This window comes from Streptomyces sp. NPDC002133, assembly GCF_040296405.1.
Taxonomy (GTDB): domain Bacteria; phylum Actinomycetota; class Actinomycetes; order Streptomycetales; family Streptomycetaceae; genus Streptomyces.
This window is the reverse complement of sequence record NZ_JBEOXF010000004.1, coordinates 323,268-342,542: the sequence shown is the minus strand read 5'-3', so window position 1 is coordinate 342,542 and position 19,275 is coordinate 323,268. Positions and strand designations below refer to the sequence as shown.

The window sequence follows — 19,275 nt, the reverse complement described above, 5'->3', positions numbered from 1 at the left end:
GCATCGATGCAGCTGGGCCTCATCGGACTCGGCAAGATGGGCGGCAACATGCGCGAGCGCATCCGCCGCGCCGGCCACACCGTCATCGGCTACGACCGCAACCCGGACGTCTCCGACGTCGCCTCGCTCACCGAGCTCGTCGACAAGCTCGAAGGCCCGCGCGTCGTCTGGGTGATGGTCCCGGCGGGCGCCCCCACCCAGTCGACCGTCGACGAACTGAAGGACCTGCTCTCCGAGGGCGACATAGTCGTCGACGGCGGCAACTCCCGCTGGACCGACGACGAGAAGCACGCCGCCGAGCTCGCAGAGCGCGGCATCGGCTTCGTCGACGCCGGCGTCTCCGGCGGCGTGTGGGGCCTGCAGAACGGTTACGCCCTCATGGTCGGCGGCGACGACGACCACGTCGCGCGCGTCAAGCCGATCTTCGACGCCCTCAAGCCCGAAGGCGACTACGGCTACGTCCATGCGGGCAAGGTCGGCGCGGGCCACTTCTCCAAGATGGTCCACAACGGCATCGAGTACGCCATGATGCAGGCGTACGCCGAAGGCTGGGAGCTGCTCGAGGCCGCCGACTCGGTGACCGACGTGCGCGAGGTCTTCCGCTCCTGGCAGGAGGGCACGGTCATCCGCTCCTGGCTCCTCGACCTGGCCGTCAACGCCCTGCACGACGACGAGCACCTGGACAAGCTGCGCGGCTACGCCGCCGACTCCGGTGAGGGCCGCTGGACCGTCGAGGCGGCCATCGACCACGCGGTGCCGCTGCCCGCGATCACGGCCTCCCTCTTCGCGCGCTTCGCGTCCCGCCAGGAGGACTCGCCGCAGATGAAGATGATCGCCGCGCTGCGCAACCAGTTCGGCGGCCACGCCGTCGAGTCCGCCGAGTAACGCTCACTCGGCAAAGGGTGCGTGTCGCCACGGGCGACCTCCTGCTGGTCCGCCACGGCGAGACCGGGCGGCGCCTGTCCGGACAGCACACCAGCTGGACGGACAGGCGTCTCACCCGGCGGAGCGAGCAACAGGCCAAGTCCCGCGCCCCGTTCTTCGCCGGCCGGCCCTTCGTCGGCAACGGCATCCGCGCCGGACGCAAGGCTCGCCTCCCGCACCACCAGCCGGTGCGCGATGCGCCCCCGGCCCGCGCAGGCACCACCGTCAAGCCGGAAATCGGGCGCGTGCCGGCGGACGGAACCGTCACCAGCCGGGCCGGTCACCGTCGAAGGTCACGACCGCGCGCCCCACGATCCGACCGTCCCGCAGGTCGCGGTAGGCCTGCTCCAGGTCCTGGAAGGCGTACGTGGTGACGTCGATGGTGAACAGGCCACGCTGGGCGAGTCTGACCAGGTCCTGCAGTTCCCGCATCGAATAGCTGGCCGTGGCGACGACGTGCACACCCAAGGGCGGGTTCTGGAATCGGAATGGCAGGGTGCCACCACCCGTACCGACGAGGTTGATGCAGCCCGTGGGACGCACGACGTCGGTGGCGAGCCGCAACGTGGCGTCGATCCCCACGAAGTCGATGATCGCGTCGACACCGTGACCGCCCGTGAGCTCCTTGATCGTCGCGGCTGCCGAGGCGTCGCTGGTGACGGTGTGATGGGCGCCTCGGCCACTGGCGTGGGAAAGCTTGTCCGCCAGGTCGACCGCGATGACGGTGGCCGAGGTGTTCAGGCGCAGCAGCTGCAGGGCGAACGAGCCGAGGCCGCCGATGCCGATCACGACCACGAATCCGTTGGGGCGGATGTAGGGCAGGACGGCGTTGACGGCACCGTACGCGGTCCCGCCGGCGTCGGCGAGCGGTGCGGCCTGGATCGGATCGAGGTCGCCGATGGACACGAGGTCGCGGCGCCGCGCGAGGAGGTAGGGGGCGAGGCCGCCGTCGTCACTCAGGCCGTAGAAACCGGGCGGGTTTTCGCAGTAGTTGTCCTGGCCTGCCAGGCAGTACTCACATGTGCCACAGGTCATGCCCGAGTTCACTGCGACCGCCTCGCCCACGACCGCGTCCGTGACCCCGGGGCCGAGCGCGGCCACGTAGCCGACGTTCTCGTGCCCGAGCGTGTAGGGGCGGTCCTTGTGGGGTACGAACTGTGCGCCCTTGTCCATGATTTCCAGATCGGTATGGCACAGCCCGGCCGCCGCCATCCGGATCAGGACCTCGCCGGAGCTGGGCTTCGGCACGGGCACCCGCGACCATTGCGCGGAGCTGTGGATCGACGGGATGCGGTAGGCCGGCATCGTCTCGTCAGCCATGTCGGCGACTCCTTGTCGAAATTCCCGGCTCTGTCACGTTGACCGGCCGGACGGGATGATCTTCTGGTTGGGTCACGCTGGGGTGCCGCCGGCGGCGAGTCGCATGAGCGGTGTCTTGAAGTCGACGTCGTCGACGCTCTGTTCGGCGCGCGTGGCGTTGCCACCGAAGCGGTGCTGGTAGCCGGACCAGGCCCGGCCGGCGATGGTGTCGCCGATGCCGCTGGCCATCAGGGCGGCGAGTTCTGTCGTCGCGCGGTCGATCCGCTCGCCGAGCGCTGTCGCGCTCCAGTCCTCAGGAGCGGCGAAGACCGAGGTCGGCACGGTGAGGGCGCGGAGGAAGGCGAACATGGGGCGGACCTGGTCCTCGACCACCAGCGCGTGGCGGGGGCTGCCCGCGGTAGCGGCGGGCAGCACGGGCTTGGCGACGATGAGGTCGTTGTCGAGGACGTCGAAGAAGGATTTGAACAGGCCGCTGACGCCGGCGGTGTAGACCGGGGTGCTGGTGATGAGCCCGTCGGCGGTGGCGAGCTCGCGGATCGCGGCCTGGAGGCGGTCACCGGGGTTGCCGGAGACGACCGCCCGCGCGATGTCGACCGCCAAAGGGCCCAGTTCGACGAGGCGGGTCGTGGCGGTACGCCCTTGCTCCCGCAGCGCTGCGACGGTCTTCTGTGCGATGCGGTCGGCGAGCAGCCGGGAGGAGGAGGGGTCGCTGAGGCCGGCGTTGACGACGACGAGCGTCAGCGGGCGGGCGGTCGGGGGTGCGGTGTCGGTCATGGCTCAGCCGATCCCGGGGAAGCGGGCAGCGATGGCGGGGTCGCTGTCCTGGTAGGGCGACGTGCCGGTGACGTTGTCGCCGCGGTTGGGGTTCGGGCGCGGCTGCCGGGGCTGTTCGTCGCCGTACTTGGCCTTGACCAGGCTCGCGTGGGTGGGGGTCTCGGGGACGCCGGGCGCGCGGAGCGCGGCCATCTCCTTGCGGAGCACGGGGACGACCTCGGTACCGAGGAGCTCGATCTGCTCGAGGGCGGCTTCGACGGGCAGGCCCATGCCGTCCACGTTCCACAGTTGGCGCTGGTAGTCGCCGAAGCGCTCCCGGAAGGCCATGGTCTTGTCGATGACCTCCTGCGGACTGCCGACCGAGAGCGGCGTGGTGGCCATGTACTCCTCGAGCCGGTGGCCGGCGTACAGGGGGAAGCCTTCGAAGTAGGGGCGGAACGCCTTGACCGCGTCCTGCGACCGCTTGGCGATGTGGACCTGTCCGCCGAGGCCGACGATGGCCTGCTCCGGGGTTCCGTGGCCGTAGTGGGCGTAGCGCTGCCGGTAGAAGGAGACGAGACGTTCGAAGTGCCCGTACGGCGCGAGGATGTTGTTCGCGAAGAAGCCGTTGCCGTAGTAGGCAGCCTGTTCGGCGATCTCGGGGGTGCGGATGGAGCCGTGCCAGACGAAGGGCGGGACGTCGTTCAGCGGGCGCGGGGTGGAGGTGAAGCCCTGGAGCGCGGTGCGGAAGGTGCCCTCCCAGTCCACGACATCCTCCCGCCACAGCCGGTGCAGCAGGTTGTAGTTCTCCAGCGCGAGCTCGAGGCCCTTGCGGATGTCCTGTCCGAACCAGGCGTAGACCGGCACGGTGTTGCCGCGGCCGAGCACCAGGTCGACCCGGCCCTTGGCGAGGTGCTGCAGCATCGCGTACTCCTCGGCGATGCGCACCGGGTCGTTGGTCGTGATGAGGGTGACCGAGGTGCTGAGCGTGATGCGCTCGGTCATGGCCGCGATGTGCCCGAGGAGCGTTGTCGGTGAGGAGGGAATGAAGGGCGGATTGTGGTGCTCGCCGATGGCGAAGACGTCCAGGCCCACCTCCTCCGCGTGCTTGGCGGTGCGCACGACCCCGTCGATGCGCTCCGCCTCGCTGGGCGTGCGCCCGGTGACCGGATCACGGCTGACGTCGCCGACGCCGAAGATTCCGAATTCCATGATGATCCGCCTTACTGAATGGTTCTGAGTGGTGAGGGGATGGCGACGTGCCGAATGACTACGCGCGTTACGGCGCGGAGTCGGATCACAGGGTGCCGACGGGAGGTCCTTGGCCGGCAAGTCATGTCCGGCAGGGCGACTCAACGCTCATGGGCGGTGCGCGTTGATCTCTGGACGCCCTTGAGCAGGCCCGTTGGGCCACCCGTCCGATCAGCAGAGAGAACTGGAGACGGTGCGAGTGCGTGGCTCCGGGCGGCGTTGCGGCCTGCAACGCCGCAAGCGGCAGGAACCGCGCCGTCGCCGAAAACGGGGGCCCTCAGGTGACGAGCCACCAAGTCTTGATGTTGGCCCCATCCTTGGGGTCGACACCAGCGACGTTGCCCTGGACGGCCTGCGCGTGTCCGGCTCGTCGCCTTGATGCGTGTCGGTTGCGTGCCGGGCCGATCGGTGTGGACCGACCCGGCAGTTCCGGTCAGCCCCGCAGCGGAGCCAGGGCGCGGCTCCACGCGACGACCTCGTCGATAAGGGTGGACAGGCTCGCCGCCTGGTGCTCGCCGGGCGCGAAGTCGCTGAAGTTGACGAAGTCGGTGTAGAGCGACAGTGCCACGTTGGTGCGGACGTCGGCCATCTTCAGCTCACCGACGATCAGCCGAAGGTGCTCGGCGGCGCGGGCGCCGCCCACGGCGCCGTAGGAGACGAAACCGACCGCCTTGTTGTTCCACTCGGCGAACAGGTAGTCGATGGCGTTCTTCAGCACGCCCGAAGTGGAGTGGTTGTACTCCGGGGTGACGATGATGAAGCCGTCGAAGCTCGCGATCCTGTCGGCCCACTCCTTGGTGTGGGCGTTCTGGTACTGGCCCATGGACGGCGGCAGCGGCTCGTCGAGGTGGGGGAGCGGGTAGTCCGCGAGGTCCACCAGCTCGAAGGTGGCCTCGCCGCCGTGGGCGCGGGCCTGGTCGAGGACCCAGTGGGCCACCTTCTCGCCGTTGCGGCCGGGGCGGGTGCTGCCGAGGATGATGCCGATCCTGGTCATGTGCGCATTCCTGATCTGTGCGGTGCTTGGGCAATGACTTGAAGCTTCAAGTGGATAGTAGCCGATTAACTTGAAGCTTCAACTCCATCGAGTACTGTGGTCCGCATGACGAAGAACACAGGAGGGCGGCCGGCGACGACGACGGAGCCGCGCTGGCTGCAGGGGGGTGAGCTGTCCGCGTGGGTGTCGCTGGCGCGGGTCCTGACCTTGCTCCCCCCGGCGCTGGAGCGGCAGCTGGAGCGCGACGCCGACCTGAACTGGATGGAGTACCACGTGCTGGCGATGCTCTCCGAGCAGGACCGCCACACGATGCGGATGAGCACGCTGGCCGGCAACGCCAACTCGTCCCTCTCGCGGCTCTCCCACGTGGTCAGGCGGCTGGAGCAACAGGGCTTCGTCCGCCGTGGGCCCGATCCCGCCGACGGCCGGTACACCCTCGCCATCCTCACCCCCGAGGGCTACGAGAAGCTCGCCGCGTCCGCGCCGGCGCACGTCGAGAACGTTCGCCGGCTGGTCTTCGACGCACTGGAACCCGGCGAGCTGGAGACCCTCCGGTCCGCCTTCGACCGGATCCACGCGGCCGTCGACGCCGCCGACCGCGGTCGCTGACGTGGAGAGGGGCCCTGCGGTCGTCGCGAAGCCGGAGCGCCCGGCCCCACCTGCCGAAAATGAGCTGGGTGTGCGTGATGTCGTTGCCGCGGCTTCGTCGGCGAAGCCGGCGGATCAGGTGCCAGGTCGCGCAGCGGTGCAGGATCTGCCGCCCTCGGGGGTGGCGTGGGAGGCGCCGAGGTCCTTCACGTGCCGTGCGAGGCGGACCATCTGTTCGTCCCGGGGCAGCAGGGCGCCGGCGGCCAGGAGGACGCTGCGGAGGTGCTCGACGCCCTTGCTGTCAGGGAGTTCGTCCAGGGCCTCGTGGGTCAGGGGACGTCAGCCGGAGGCCAGGTCGGACAAGACGGTGAAGGCGATGCTTCGAGAGCCGGCTCATGGCCGTCGCCGTCCGCTGGCCGCTGGGTGCTGGCCAGGGCCTCGCGGAGGGCCTGCAGCTTCGGTGGGACGGCGCCCGTACCGTCGGTGAGGAGGCCGTCGATCCGCTGCTTGAGCGTGCAGCGACGGCAGGGGCCGGGTGTGGTCAGCCGTTCCGCTTCACCACGGGTCGGGCAGGGTGCCGGAGTTCGGCGTCCGGCTTCGTGCAGGGGCCGCCCAAGCCATACATCCGGACCAGGACAGCCGGGGAGGTCCTCGAATCTCTCGCCGCTTCGGCCGACGGATCTCCGGCGCGGGACGCTAGTCGAGGATCTGTACGGGATCCCCCACCCGCACGGTTCCGGTCTGCTCCGGGACCAGGTTCTGTCCGAAGACCAGCCGGTCCCCGAAGCGCCGGTGCCGGGCGAGGGTCCGCAGCGGCTCCTTGCCGCGCTCCGCCGTCCGCTGGTCGGTGGTGGTCACGACGCACCGCCCGCACGGCTTGGCCACGCGGAAGCGGACCTCGCCCACCTGGAGGCGCTGCCAGCCGTCCTCGGCCCACGGCGGCGTGCCGTCCACGACGAGATTGGGCCGGAAGCGGTTCATGGGCAGCGGGCCCTCGTCGGGGTGGTCGCCCTGCGCGATGAGCGAGTTCAGCGCGTCGAGGGAGGCGACGGAGGTGGCGAGCAGCGGAAAGCCGTCGGCGAAGGAAACCGTCTCGCCCGGCAGCGCATAGTCCGGATCGACGGGGCGCCGGTGTGCCGGGTCGTCGAGATGCATCAGCCGGACCGGCGCGCCCAGAAACGCGCCGAACCACGCGGCGGAGGCGGCGCCCGCGGGCACCGCCTCGACCTTCTCCCCAAAAATCTCCACGACGGCCGTGCCCGCGGGCTCCGGCACCGTGACGCTCAGCGGCGCCAGGCCGGGCGCGGACAGCCGGATCCCGCCGTCCGTGAGCGGCTCGGCGGAGGCCAACGCCAGCCGGGCGTGCTGGCGTTGCGTGACGGCCCTGCTCGCCTGGTCGACGAGCATCCACCGGCGGTCACCCGCGAGGCCCCACGGCTCCACGACGGCCGCGTCAGGCGTGTATCCCGCGACCGACTTCACCGGGTGGACATGGACGGAACGGAGCACTGGATTCGCCATACAGTCATCCTGCCAGGAACCCCGTGCGTCCCGCCGGACGACGGCTGCCCGCCGCTCGGAACCGGGCGCCGGTGACCGTCGGCCGACGCCCGTTCGTCACTGCCCGGTCGGTCAGTAGCCGCCGCCCTGGTACGGGCGGTTGTACGGGTCCTCGTAGGGCGCCGGGGCGGGCATCGGACGCGGCGCCGCGGCGGGGCGCATCGACTCGTAACCGCCGGCCGCCGGGCGGGGCATGGGCTGCGGCTGGGCGCCCGGGTAGCCGCGGGGGCCGGCCGGCTGCTGCGGGATGTACGGCGCGGGCGCCTGCTGCAGCGGCACGGGCTGCTGCATCGGCTGGGGGTAGCCGTACGAAGGTGCGGGCTGCGAGGGGGCCGCCGGGAGGGCGGGAAGGGACGCGGGCAGCGCCGGCAGATAGCTGCCGACGGTGTCGTAAGCGGCAGGCACTCGGATCGGGGCGATCTGAGGCGTGCCCCGCTCCGCGACCAGGGAGTCGTAGATCGGGGTGTCGGGGAACGACGGCGCGGCGTAGTAACCGCCGCCGTAGTTGGAGCGGGGGGAGGTCATGGCACATAAGTTAAGCCCACGATGTGCTGATTGGGGAGCCCGATAAGAGGGTTGTTTGACGTGTTCCTAGTGACCACGGATCCCCAATGCGAGCGAACTCGGGAAAAACGGTCGTCGCGCATCGTCTAGATCGTGTAAAGGGCAAGCTGGGAAGGGGTTACCCACGGGTCGCGGGGGGCGCTCGGACGGCGTCGCGGCTAGGTTGTCGGCACGGAATTGTCCGGGCACGAGGACCCGTGATGGGGGCGAGAATGTCCATGCTCAAAGGAGCGAATGTTCCAGTACCCGCGCTGAGCGTTCATGTCGAGTTGGGATGGCGTTCCGGAAACGGGGTACCCGACGTCGACGCGTCCGCCCTGCTGCTCGATACCGGGTCGGGAAAGGTCCGCTCCGACGCGGACTTCGTCTTCTACAACCAACCCGAACACGCCTCGGGCGCGGTGCGCCACGACGGCAAGCGCACCGCCGGGGACGGGACGACCGACCGTCTCGTCGTCGATCTGGGCCGCGTCGAGCCGGCCATCGAGCGGATTGTCGTCGCCGCATCGGCGGACGGCGGCAGCTTCGGACAGGTGCCGGGGCTGTACGTACGCGTGCTCGACGCCGCCGGGGGCAAGGAGATCGCCCGCTACGAGAGCCAGGACGCGACGGTCGAGACGGCCTTCATCCTCGGTGAGCTGTACCGGCGCCAGGGCGCGTGGAAGTTCCGTGCTGTCGGGCAGGGGTACGGGAGCGGACTCGAGGGTCTCGCCACCGACTTCGGCATCACGGTCGACGAGCCCCAGCAGGCGGCGGCACCGCAGCGGACCGCGCCCCCGGCAGCGGCCGTACCTCCGGCACCGGCGCCTGCACCCGCCTGGCCCCAGGCCCCGTCGACACCGGCGCACACGCCGGCGCCCGCAGCACCCGCGGCCGCGCCGGCGCGCCCGGCACCGCCCGCGCCCGCCCCCGCACCCGTGCGCCTCACCAAGGTCACCCTGACGAAGGAGTCGCCGACCGTCTCGCTCAGCAAGCAGGGCGGCACTTCCGGCGCCATGCGGGTCAACCTCAACTGGGAAGTGCGCAAACAGTTCAAGGGCTGGGGCGCCAAGCTCGGCCGCGCCGTCGCCATGCACGCCGACCTCGACCTCGACCTGTGCGCCCTCTTCGAACTCACCGACGGCCGCAAAGGAGTCGTCCAGGCCCTCGGCAACGCGTACGGCTCGCTCCACCAGCCCCCGTACATCCATCTCGACGGCGACGACCGCACCGGCGCCGTGGCCACCGGCGAGAACCTCACCATCAACCTGGACCACAAGCACGAGCTCCGCCGCGTCGTCATATTCGTCACCATCTACGAGGGCGCCCGCAGCTTCGCCGACCTGCACGCCACTGTCACCCTCCAGCCGCAGCACGGCGCCCCCATCGACTTCTCCCTGGACGAGTGCACCGTCCCTTCCACGGTCTGTGCCCTCGCCCTGATCACCAACCAGGGCGGGGACCTCATCGTCCAGCGTGAGGCGCGCTATCTGGTGCCGGAACGCGGAGTCAGCCCCCAGCGCACCATGGATTACGCCTACGGATGGGGCATGAACTGGACACCTGGCAGGAAGTGACGTGCGCCAGGCGTCAACGGTCCGGTGCGGCCTCGGGACGGGCGTACGTACGCCCCTTCCAGGCCGCACCGCGCCCCCGGTAGTGCTGCACCGCCGAGTCGACGGTCATCAGCAGATACAGCAGGGCCGTGAAGGGCAGCAGGGGAGCGAGCCACAGCGTCTGCCGGTAGTACCGCAGCATCGGCACGTACGTACCGGCCATCACCGCCCACGCCACGAACCCCGTCCAGCCCGCCACCGCGTCCCCGGGGGCGTCCGGGCCGAACAGCCCGGCGCACACCGCAACGGGCGGTGCGAGGTAGACCATTGCGAGCCCCGCCACCGTCCCGGCCAGGAGCAGCGGATTGTGCCGCAGCTGGGCGTACGCACTGCGCGACACCATCCGCCACAGATCCGCCAGACGGGGATAGGGGCGGATGCTGTCCACCCGCTCGGCGAGCCCCAGCCACACCCGGCCGCCTGCCCGCCGCACCGCCCGCGCCACCGCCACGTCGTCGATGACCGACTGCCGCACCGACTCGGGGATCGCCGCCCGCTCGGCCGTCTCCGTGCGCAGCAGCATGCAGCCGCCCGCCGCGGCCGTCGCCCGGGCGCGCTTCCCGTTGATCCGGCGGAACGGATAGAGCTGCGCGAAGAAGTAGACGAAGGCCGGCACCACCAGCCGCTCCCAGGCCGTGGCGACCCGCAGCCGCGCCATCTGCGAGACGAGGTCGAGTCCGTTCGTGCCGGCCGCTGCGACCAGCTCGCACAGGCTGTCGGGCTCGTGCGCGATGTCGGCGTCGGTGAGGAGCAGATACTCGGGCCTGCGGGTCCGCGCGAGCGCGATGCCGTGCCGCAGCGCCCACAGTTTGCCCGTCCAGCCGGCTTCCGGTTCGCCCGGCGACGTCACGGTGAGCGGCAGCCCTCCGTACTGTTCGGACAGCTTGCGGGCGAGCTCGCCCGTGCCGTCCGTGCTGCCGTCGTCGACGAGGATCACCTCGGCGTCGCCCGGATAGGACTGCCGCAGCAGCGACGGCAGGCTCTCGGGCAGGACCCCGGCCTCGTCCCTGGCCGGTACGACGATCACGACGGACGGCCACGACCGCGGCGCCGCACGCCGCGGCAACCGCTGGTCCGTACGCCAGAAGAAGCCCTGACCCAGCAGTAGCCACAGCCACGCGGCCAGCGATCCCGCGGCGATCCACGCAATGGTGCTCATTCGCCGCAGTGTGCCCCACACGGGCAGGACCGCAAGGGCCGTCGGCTAGGGTGACCGGGTGAAGATCGCGCTCATCGACTCCGGAATCGGCCTGCTGCCGGCGGCCGCCGTCGTGCGCCGGCTGCGGCCGGACGCCGATCTGGTCCTCTCCACCGACCCCGACGGAATGCCCTGGGGCCCGCGTACGCCGGACGACGTGAGCGAGCACGCGCTCGCCGCCGCACGCGCCGCCGTCGCCCACCGTCCCGACGCGCTGATCGTCGCCTGCAACACCGCGACCGTGCACGCGCTGCCCGCGCTGCGGGCCGAACTGGAGCCCGGCGTGCCCGTCATCGGCACGGTCCCCGCGATCAAGCCGGCCGCCGCGGGAGGCGGCCGGGTCGCCATCTGGGCCACCCCCGCCACCACCGGCAGCGCCTACCAGCGCGGCCTCATCCGCGACTTCGCCGACGGCGTCGATGTCACCGAGGTGCCCTGCCCCGGGCTCGCGGACGCCGTCGAGCAGGCCGACGAGGACGCCATCGACCGTTCCGTCGCCGCGGCGGCCGCTCTCACTCCGATGGACGTACGCGCCGTCGTCCTCGGCTGCACCCATTACGAGCTCGTCGCCGAGCGCATCCGTACCGCCGTCTCCGCAGGCCGCCCGGACGGGCTGCCGCCGCTCGCCCTGCACGGCTCCGCAGGGGCCGTCGCCGCCCAGGCGCTGCGCCGCATCGACGCCCGGCCCGAGCCCGCCGCGACCTTGAGCACCCGGCTGACCGTGCTGCACAGCGGGCGCGAAGGGACGCTGCCGGAGGTGGCGCTGATGTACGCCGAGGGCCGGCTGCTCGGCGCGGCGAATCCGGTCACTCCCACGCACTGAGCGCACACCGGGCAGCCCGGCGGCGTGACCCGGGCCGCTCCCCGTATCCGCCGGCGACGACGGGGACGCCCGGTGCTGCCGCAGCGGGGTTTTCCGGACGGAGGACCGGTGCCGGGCGAGCGGAACGTGAGTACGCTGCTACGCATGACGGACCAGCCTCGTACCGAGGGGCAGGCCGCTGAGCCACTGCCCGAAATCTGGACCGGTCGCGCCACGAACCGCATCCAATGGGTCCTTGCGGCCGCCGGAGCGGGCTGCATGGCGCTCGGCATCGAACTCGCCGTCGACTCACCGTGGACCTCGGGAATCATTGCCCTCCTGATGTCGGTGATCGGCTGCGTCGCGGCCGGACTGCTGATGCTGTTCGGCACCCTCGCCTTCGTCCATGTCGCGGTCACGGTGGACTGCGACGCCATGGAGGTGCGCTGCGGCCACATCGGCGTGCCCCGCCGGAGAATCCCGCTCGCGTCCGTGGTGGGCGCCGAGTTCGTCCCCAGGGTCTGCCCACGGCAATGGGGCGGCTGGGGTTATCGCTGGCGCCCGGAGATGGGCACCGCCGTCATCGTCCGCCGTGGCGAGGGCATCGCCCTCCGCCTCGGCGACGGCCGGACCTTCACGGTCACCGTCGACGACGCCGAGGCGGCGGTGCGGGTGATCCGCGACCGGCTGCGCCTGGCCTCGACGGGGACGTCGGCGGGGGCCTGAAGGGCCCGGGGGCCGCGACATAGGGCCGGTGCGGCCTCAGGCGCGGTGCCGGGTGTCCGGAGGGGTGTCCCTCGGTCCGGTGGCCCGCGCCGGTGGCAACGGGGCGACCGCCGGCAAGGGGCCCAGGGGGAACGTTTCCGCGGTGGGGTACGGGTCCGCGCTGGGGTACGACGGGTCACCGGCCCGGCGTGCCGTGGCCAGCCCGGCAAGAAGACCCGCGCCCGCGGTGACCGGGGTGAAGCTCAGGGGATTGCCGACGCTTGCCAGCGCGGCGAGCGCCGTCAGCGCGGCCCCCGCGCTCAGCACCACTGCCGTGGAGCGCGACGAGCGCCACAGGCCGAACAGCATCCAGCAGTACAGCGCACCCAGCAGCCCAGCGCCCACGAACCCCTGCTCCGCCGCCTGCTGCAACGGCGCGGAGTGCGGTTTGCCGTCGGAGTACAGCGACTGCTGCACCGTGGGACTCAGATCGCCGAACCGGCCGGGACCCGCACCGAGCACCGGATGCTGCTCCGTGAGGGCGGCCGCGTCGTGCCACAGCTGCATCCGGTGCTGGGTGAGCTGGCCCTGGAGCGAGACGGTCAGCCCGTCCGGCAGTGCGTCCTGCGCCACCGCCCACGAGCCGCCGGCGACGAGCGCCGTGGCCAGCGCGAACCCCGCAAGCCCCGGCAGCCGGTGGCGCACACGGGCCGCCGCGAGCGAACACAGCAGTACGCCGGTGGCGGCAGCGAACCCCGCGACCGAGCCGAGCACGAGCGAGGTGCAGACGACGGCGACGGCCAGCAACCGGAGCACGAGGCGCACGGACACGGGCCCGGCCGCCGACGCGGCCAGGCACGCCGCTCCCGTCGCCAGGACCAGCAGTGCGGCGGCCGCGCCCGTGTGTCCCGGCGGGGCCGGCGCCATGGTCGTGACGCCCGGCACCCCGTGCGGCGAGGCGATCGCCAGCCCGAGCCCGCCGAGTGCGGCGGCGGCCGCGGCGGTCACCGGCAGCAGCGTTCCGCAGATCCGCCCGCACGCGTATCCCGCGGCGACGGCCAGTACGGCGAGCAGCACCCCCTCGGGCCGCGCATCCCGGCCGGCGGCGCTGATCAGCGCCCAGGCGGCGCAGCAGCCGAGCACGACGACGCCGACGGCGTCGGGGGCACTGCCCCGCTCCTGCAGCTCCCGCTCCTGCCGCTCCCGTACGGCCGACGACCGGCCCGGCGCTGTTGCCATCCCGTCGACCCCCCGACCTGTGACGGGCCCCGTCCGCGGTCTGCCGGACGGGCAGACGGAGAGGGCTGGCGCACACGGTAACGGCAGGGGCGGTGGTTTGTGGATGGATTGCGCAGGAACTGTGCCCCTGGGGCATCGGTCCTCAGGGCATCCGCACTCGGGGCATCGCCGGATACGGCGACCCGTCCGCGGCTGCCCGAGCCGGGCCGGACTGCCGGGTGTCCGACCCGCGCCCGTAGACTCCGGCACGTGAGCGCGACCATGACCACCGTCGACACCCAGCAACCCGTCCAAGCCTCCCGGGGCCGGACCCATCGGCTGCTGCGGCGGCTCGTACGGCCCGGTGCGGCCGCACTGTCCGGCGTACTGCTCTTTCTGAGCTTCCCGCCCCGCCCCCTGTGGTGGCTCGCCCTGCCCGGCTTCGCGCTGCTCGGCTGGTGCCTCCGAGGCCGCCGCGCGCGTGCGGCGCTGGGCCTCGGACACATCTCCGGGCTCGGCTTCCTGCTCCCGCTGCTCGTCTGGACCGGCGAGGAGGTGGGAGCGGTCCCGTGGCTCGCGCTCGCGGCCGTCGAGGCCCTCTTCATCGCCGTCACCTGTTTGGGCATCGCCCTCGTGTCCCGGCTGCCGTGGTGGCCGGTGTGGGGCGCGGCCGTCTGGATCCTCGGCGAGGCCGTCCGCGCGCGCGTGCCGTTCGGCGGCTTCCCCTGGGGCAAGATCGCCTTCGGCCAGGCGGACAGCGTCTTCCTGCCGCTCGCCGCGGTGGGCGGCACGCCCGTGCTCGGCTTCGCGGTCGCCCTGTGCGGCTTCGGGCTGTACGAGACCGTGCGCCTGATCCCTGCGTACAGGAGAACCGGCGAACTGCCCCGCGGCCCCCTCGCGGCAGCGGCGCTCACCGTCCTCGTGCCCGTCACCGCCGCGCTCGCCGCGCTGCCGCTCGTCGACGACTCGGCCGAGGACGGCACGGCGACCGTCGCCGCGGTCCAGGGCAATGTGCCCCGCCTCGGACTCGACTTCAACTCCCAGCGCCGAGCGGTCCTCGACAACCACGCGCGCCGCACCGAGCAGCTCGCCGACGACGTCGCCGCGGGCAAGGTGGCCAAGCCCGACTTCGTGCTGTGGCCGGAGAACTCCTCCGACCTGGACCCGTACCGCAACGCCGACGCGCGCCTCGTGATCGACGAGGCCGTACGGAAGATCGGCGTGCCCACCATGATCGGCGCGGTCGTCACCCCGGAGACCGGCAAGCTCCGCAACACCCTCATCGAATGGGACCCGGCGCGCGGGCCCGTCGCCACGTACGACAAGCGGCACGTCCAGCCGTTCGGCGAGTACATCCCGATGCGGTCCTTCGTCCGGATGTTCAACTCGGACGTCGACCGGGTCCGCCGCGACTTCGGCCCCGGCCACAAGGTGGGTGTCTTCGACCTCGCCGGAACGAAGGTGGGCCTCGCGACCTGCTACGAGGCCGCCTTCGACTGGGCGGTCCGCGACACCGTGACGCACGGCGCCCAGCTCATCTCCGTACCGAGCAACAACGCCACCTTCGGGCGCAGCGAGATGACCTACCAGCAGCTGGCGATGTCCCGGGTACGCGCCGTCGAGCACGGCCGGGCCGTCGTCGTCCCCGTCACGAGCGGCGTCAGCGCGGTGATCCGCCCGGACGGGAAGATCGTCCAGCAGACCGAGATGTTCACCCCGGACGCCCTGGTCGCCGAAGTCCCGCTGCGCTCCACGCTGACCCCCGCGACCCGCATGGGCACCCTGCCCGAGGGCGTCCTGGCCGCCCTCGCGGCCGGGGCGCTGGGCTGGGTCGGCTACGCCACGGTCCGTGGACGCAGCCGACGGGAAACCTGACCGCAACGGCGAGGCCGCCGCCGGTCGAGGAGGTCGCGGACGGCCGGGGGCAGCCGGCGAGGTGCCGGAGGCCCGCCCAGCGGGTCGGTGAGGACTTCCTGCTCAACGTGGAGGAGCACGCGGGCGATCCGGCGGACCGGGAGGAGGCGGCCCGCGAGCCGGCCGCTTTTCGGGAGCAGTTGGGGCCCGAGCAGGGCATGGCGGAGGTGCTGCGGCTGACGATCGGAAGCCTTGCGCGCTGCGGCATCGTGGCTCGCGCCGGATTCGCGGCCTTCAAGGCGGTGCTCCTGCGCAATCTGGCGCAGGTGGCGGCGTACCCGGACGACGAGGCGGTGCGCGAGCGGGCCGTGGCGGCGGTGCTGGTCGAGATCGGCCCCGAGACGAAGGTCCGGGGCTGGACGCGCACCCTGCGGTCAAGTACCTCAGCCACCGCGAGACCGTGCTGCCGCTGGTCGAGGCCCTGAAGGCGGCGCGCGGGATCACCACATAGGGTCGGCGGTATGGGTACTCCTGACTTCATCCGCCGGATCCGGGCCAGTGCGGGCTCTCAGCTGCTCTATCTGCCGGGCGTCAGCGCGGTCGTCTTCGACGACGAAGGACGGGTGCTCCTGGGGAGACGGGCCGACACCGGCAAGTGGTCGATCATCGGGGGTATTCCGGAGCCGGGGGAGCAGCCCGCGGCGGCGGCGGTGCGTGAGGTGTACGAGGAGACCGCCGTTCGCTGTGTCGTCGAGCGGGTCGTGCTCGTCCAGGCGCTGTCGAAGCCGGTGACGTACCCGAACGGCGACCAGTGCCAGTTCATGGACGTCTCCTTGCGCTGCCGTGCCGTCGGTGGTGAGGCGCGGGTCAACGACGAGGAGTCGCTGGAGGTGGGCTGGTTCTCCGTGGACGCGCTGCCGGAGCTGCAGGAGTTCGCCCTCTTCCGGATCAAGCAAGCCATGAGCGACGATCCGACGTGGTTCGACTCCACCTTGCCTGAGTGAACTGTGGGCGCTGCCCACATCGGTCGGTGCCTGAGGGCTGCCTAGGGTGCGGAACATGACCATGAATCCGGGTCCCGCCCCCCATGCCCTGGCGTCCACCCCTTCCGTCGGACTCGACCTCGGCGGCCGTACGGCTCTCGTCACCGGAGCGGCGAGCGGCATCGGCCGAGCCTGTGCGCTGCGGCTCGCGGTTGCCGGGGCCAAGGTCAGGGCCGTGGACCGGGAGGCGGGCGGCCTCGACGCACTCGTCGAGCGTTCCCTGGGGCTGGGGGTGGCCGGCACCGTGGAGCCGCACGTGCTCGACCTGACCGACCTCGACGCGGCGGAGGCGGCGGCAGCGGGCACCGACATCCTTGTCAACAACGCCGGGCTGCAGCTGGTCCGTCCCATCGAGGAGTTCCCGCCGGACGTCTTCCGTACCGTGCTCACCGTGATGCTCGAGGCACCGTTCCGCCTGATCAGGGGCGCGCTGCCGCACATGTACGGGCAGGGCTGGGGCCGCATCGTGAACATCTCCTCCGTACATGGGCTTCGGGCGTCGGCCTACAAGTCCGCCTATGTGGCGGCCAAACATGGTCTGGAAGGGCTTTCCAAGACCGCGGCCCTGGAGGGTGCCTCTCACGGGGTGACCTCCAACTGCGTCAACCCCGGCTATGTGCGTACCCCGCTGGTCGAGAAGCAGGTCGCCGACCAGGCGGCGGCTCATGGCGTCCCCGAGGAGCGTGTCGTCGCCGACATCCTGCTGAAGGACTCGGCGCTCAAGCGGCTCATCGAGGCGGAGGAGGTGGCCGAGGCGGTCGCCTACCTCTGCACGCCACAGGCGTCCTTCATCACCGGCACGTCGCTGGCGATGGACGGGGGCTGGACGGCGCACTGACCCGCGTCGCCCGGTGAGCCGCGCCCTGCGCCGTCCGCTTGTGGCAGGCGGCACCGGGCGGGGCGGGGGGTGACGGAGTTGTCCACAGGGGCCGTGTCGTCCACAGGGGCTGGTGCGACCCCCCGCACGGCAGGTATCCCTGTGTCCATGTCCCACGATCAGGCCTCCTACCTGGAGCTCCTCGCCCGCGGCGCGGCCGCGGAGGTGTACGACCGGCCCGTGCTGCTCGCCCGTGCGAGCGGCGCGGGCCCCGAGACGCTGGCCGGCCTGGAGCACGCCAAGCAGCTCGCGCTGCGCGTGCGCGCGGAGCTGGAGGGCCGGCGGCGCCGTGAGGCCGAGCTGTCGGCACTCTTCGAGACCGCGCACGACCTGTCGGGTCTGCGCGACCTGGACGCGGTGCTCCGGGCCATCGTGCAGCGCGCCCGTTCGCTCCTCGGCACGGAGGTGGCGTACCTCAGCCTGAACGACCCCGTCGCGGGCGACACGTACATGCGCGTCACGGAAGGCTCGGTCTCGGCGCGTTTCCAGCAGCTGCGGCTCGGCATGGGGGAGGGGCTCGGCGGACTCGTCGCCCAGACCGCACGGCCGTATGTGACCGAGAGCTATTTCGACGACGAGCGCTTCCAGCACACCCGCGCCATCGACTCGGGCGTCCGGGACGAGGGCCTCGTCGCGATCCTCGGCGTACCGCTGTCGCTCGGCAGCCAGGTGATCGGTGTGCTCTTCGCCGCCGACCGGCGCGCCCGTGTCTTCGAGCGCGAGCAGGTCGCGCTGCTCGGCTCGCTCGCTGCGCACGCCGCCGTCGCCATCGACACCGCCAACCTGCTCGCCGAGACGCGCACCGCGCTCGCCGAGCTCGAGCGGGCCAACGAGATCATCCGTGACCACAGCGCCGTCATCGAGCGCGCGTCGGACGTGCACGACCGGCTCACCGAGCTCGTGCTGCACGGCGGCGGCGTCCACGACGTCGCCGGGGCGCTCTCCGAGATCCTCGACGGCACCGTCGAGTTCGTCGACCCCGCCGCACCCTCGCTCGCCGCGCTGCAGCTGGACGGCACCGACGGCCACGCGATCCGGGACGACGACGACTGGGTGGCCGCGGTGTCGGCAGGCGGTGAGCTGTTGGGCGCGCTGGTCCTGCACGGCCACCCGTCCCTCGACCCCGTCGACCGACGCACCCTGGAGCGGGCCGCGATGGTGACGTCCCTGCTGCTGCTGGCCCGGCGGTCCGCGGGCGAGGCCGAGCAGCGGGTGCGTGGTGAACTTCTCGACGATCTCCTGGACTCTCCCGGTCGCGACGCCCGGCTGCTGCGGGAACGGGCGGCCAGGCTCCACGCCGACCTGGACGCCCCGCACGTGGTGCTCGCCGCCCGTGTCGACGCCCACCCCACCGGGGACAGCGCCGAGCGGGCCACCGCCGATCGTCAGCGCCTTGCCTCCGCCGCCGCCCACCTCGCGGCCACCCGCCAGGGCCTGGCCGCGGCCCGCGAAGGCGGTGCGGTCCTGCTGCTGCCGATCGGCCCCGCGGACAGCGCCGCCGACATCGCCCGCCAGACCGCCAGACAGCTCGGTGGCACCCTCCGCGAGCCCGTCACGGTCGGGGCCTCGTCCACGGTCCAGGCTCCGGTCACCGACCGGGGTGCGATAGCCACCGCCTACGCCGAAGCGCGGCGCTGTGTCGAGGCCCTGCGGCTCCTGCACCGCTCCGGAGAGGGCGCGGCGGCCGCGGACCTGGGCTTCCTCGGTCTCCTCCTCGCCGACACGCGCGACATCGAGGGCTTCGTCCACCGCACCCTCGGCCCGGTCGCCGACTACGACGAGCGGCGCGGCACGGACCTGGTGCGCACGCTGGACGCGTACTTCGCCAGCGGCATGAGCCCTGCCCGTACGAAGGACGCACTCCACGTCCATGTGAACACGGTGGCGCAGCGGCTCGAGCGCATCGGCCGGCTCCTCGGGGAGGACTGGCAGTCGCCGGCCCGCGCCCTGGAGCTTCAGCTGGCGCTCCGGCTGCACGCGATATCGGCGGCCGTCTCCCGCTGACGACGGCACGAAGCGGGCCGCGTGG

The 19,275-nt window shown here is 72.0% G+C and carries 18 protein-coding genes and 1 pseudogene; 11 read left to right on the top strand and 8 right to left on the bottom strand.

The features are described from left to right. Positions 1–6: 6 nt before the first annotated feature. Complete coding sequence (gene gnd, locus ABT078_RS08000) at positions 7–885, top strand: phosphogluconate dehydrogenase (NAD(+)-dependent, decarboxylating) (protein WP_351225079.1); 879 nt, start codon at positions 7–9, stop codon at positions 883–885. A 17-nt stretch (positions 886–902) separates the two neighbouring features. Continuing rightward, positions 903–1,058, top strand: a pseudogene (locus tag ABT078_RS07995) (histidine phosphatase family protein); the annotation flags it as partial. 130 nt (positions 1,059–1,188) lie between these two features. On the opposite strand, the gene ABT078_RS07990 reads toward ABT078_RS07995, so the two are convergent. From ABT078_RS07990 to ABT078_RS07975, 4 genes are all read right to left on the bottom strand, one after another. Then, positions 1,189–2,244: an NAD(P)-dependent alcohol dehydrogenase gene (locus tag ABT078_RS07990; protein ID WP_351225006.1), complete on the bottom strand. Its 1,056-nt coding sequence runs from the start codon at positions 2,242–2,244 to the stop codon at positions 1,189–1,191. A 72-nt stretch (positions 2,245–2,316) separates the two neighbouring features. Further along, positions 2,317–3,018: a CE1759 family FMN reductase gene (locus ABT078_RS07985; protein ID WP_351225004.1), complete on the bottom strand. Its 702-nt coding sequence runs from the start codon at positions 3,016–3,018 to the stop codon at positions 2,317–2,319. A gap of 3 nt (positions 3,019–3,021) precedes the next feature. Further along, entirely contained in the window at positions 3,022–4,209 is a 1,188-nt protein-coding gene (locus ABT078_RS07980; protein ID WP_351225002.1) for a CE1758 family FMN-dependent luciferase-like monooxygenase, read from the bottom strand. A 472-nt stretch (positions 4,210–4,681) separates the two neighbouring features. Continuing rightward, positions 4,682–5,242 carry an NADPH-dependent FMN reductase gene (locus ABT078_RS07975; protein ID WP_351225000.1) on the bottom strand — a complete coding sequence of 187 codons (561 nt, stop codon included), beginning with the start codon at positions 5,240–5,242 and terminating at the stop codon, positions 4,682–4,684. Positions 5,243–5,347: 105 nt separating this feature from the next. On the opposite strand from ABT078_RS07975, the gene ABT078_RS07970 reads away from it, so the two are divergent. Beyond that, positions 5,348–5,851, top strand: a complete 504-nt coding sequence (locus tag ABT078_RS07970; RefSeq protein WP_351224998.1) for a MarR family winged helix-turn-helix transcriptional regulator — start codon at positions 5,348–5,350, stop codon at positions 5,849–5,851. A 675-nt stretch (positions 5,852–6,526) separates the two neighbouring features. Here ABT078_RS07970 and ABT078_RS07965 read toward each other — a convergent pair. Together ABT078_RS07965 and ABT078_RS07960 are read right to left on the bottom strand one after the other, a co-directional pair. Further along, complete coding sequence (locus tag ABT078_RS07965; RefSeq protein WP_351224996.1) at positions 6,527–7,351, bottom strand: MOSC domain-containing protein; 825 nt, start codon at positions 7,349–7,351, stop codon at positions 6,527–6,529. A 111-nt stretch (positions 7,352–7,462) separates the two neighbouring features. Further along, positions 7,463–7,915 carry a DUF6643 family protein gene (locus ABT078_RS07960; protein WP_351224994.1) on the bottom strand — a complete coding sequence of 151 codons (453 nt, stop codon included), beginning with the start codon at positions 7,913–7,915 and terminating at the stop codon, positions 7,463–7,465. Between the two features lie 257 nt (positions 7,916–8,172). Here ABT078_RS07960 and ABT078_RS07955 point away from each other — a divergent pair, with 257 nt between their 5' ends. Further along, the gene (locus ABT078_RS07955) at positions 8,173–9,510 is read left to right on the top strand and encodes a TerD family protein (protein ID WP_502981175.1); all 1,338 of its coding nucleotides are present in this window, start codon (positions 8,173–8,175) and stop codon (positions 9,508–9,510) included. Between the two features lie 13 nt (positions 9,511–9,523). On the opposite strand, the gene ABT078_RS07950 is transcribed toward ABT078_RS07955, so the two are convergent. Next, positions 9,524–10,708, bottom strand: coding sequence for a glycosyltransferase (locus tag ABT078_RS07950; protein WP_351224990.1), 1,185 nt, complete (start codon positions 10,706–10,708; stop codon positions 9,524–9,526). A 58-nt stretch (positions 10,709–10,766) separates the two neighbouring features. On the opposite strand from ABT078_RS07950, the gene ABT078_RS07945 reads away from it, so the two are divergent. Both ABT078_RS07945 and ABT078_RS07940 read left to right on the top strand, forming a co-directional pair. Then, positions 10,767–11,570, top strand: coding sequence for a glutamate racemase (locus ABT078_RS07945; protein WP_351224988.1), 804 nt, complete (start codon positions 10,767–10,769; stop codon positions 11,568–11,570). 144 nt (positions 11,571–11,714) lie between these two features. Continuing rightward, positions 11,715–12,275: a hypothetical protein gene (locus ABT078_RS07940; RefSeq protein WP_351224986.1), complete on the top strand. Its 561-nt coding sequence runs from the start codon at positions 11,715–11,717 to the stop codon at positions 12,273–12,275. Positions 12,276–12,311: 36 nt separating this feature from the next. Here the strand turns inward: ABT078_RS07940 and ABT078_RS07935 are convergent, their stop codons facing one another. Continuing rightward, complete coding sequence (locus ABT078_RS07935; RefSeq protein WP_351224984.1) at positions 12,312–13,493, bottom strand: O-antigen ligase family protein; 1,182 nt, start codon at positions 13,491–13,493, stop codon at positions 12,312–12,314. Positions 13,494–13,742: 249 nt separating this feature from the next. Here ABT078_RS07935 and lnt point away from each other — a divergent pair, with 249 nt between their 5' ends. The 5 genes from lnt to ABT078_RS07910 all read left to right on the top strand — a co-directional run bounded on the left by lnt (position 13,743) and on the right by ABT078_RS07910 (position 19,250). Beyond that, entirely contained in the window at positions 13,743–15,347 is a 1,605-nt protein-coding gene (gene lnt / locus ABT078_RS07930) for an apolipoprotein N-acyltransferase (protein ID WP_502981173.1), read from the top strand. A 107-nt stretch (positions 15,348–15,454) separates the two neighbouring features. Beyond that, entirely contained in the window at positions 15,455–15,811 is a 357-nt protein-coding gene (locus ABT078_RS07925; protein ID WP_351224982.1) for a hypothetical protein, read from the top strand. A gap of 36 nt (positions 15,812–15,847) precedes the next feature. Continuing rightward, positions 15,848–16,330 carry an NUDIX hydrolase gene (locus ABT078_RS07920; RefSeq protein ID WP_351224980.1) on the top strand — a complete coding sequence of 161 codons (483 nt, stop codon included), beginning with the start codon at positions 15,848–15,850 and terminating at the stop codon, positions 16,328–16,330. 55 nt (positions 16,331–16,385) lie between these two features. Continuing rightward, on the top strand, positions 16,386–17,207 hold the full coding sequence (locus tag ABT078_RS07915; RefSeq protein WP_351224978.1) for a 3-hydroxybutyrate dehydrogenase: 822 nt from the start codon (positions 16,386–16,388) through the stop codon (positions 17,205–17,207). A gap of 147 nt (positions 17,208–17,354) precedes the next feature. After that, a complete protein-coding gene (locus ABT078_RS07910) occupies positions 17,355–19,250 on the top strand; it encodes a helix-turn-helix domain-containing protein (protein ID WP_351224976.1) in 1,896 nt (631 codons plus the stop codon). Positions 19,251–19,275: the final 25 nt, after the last annotated feature.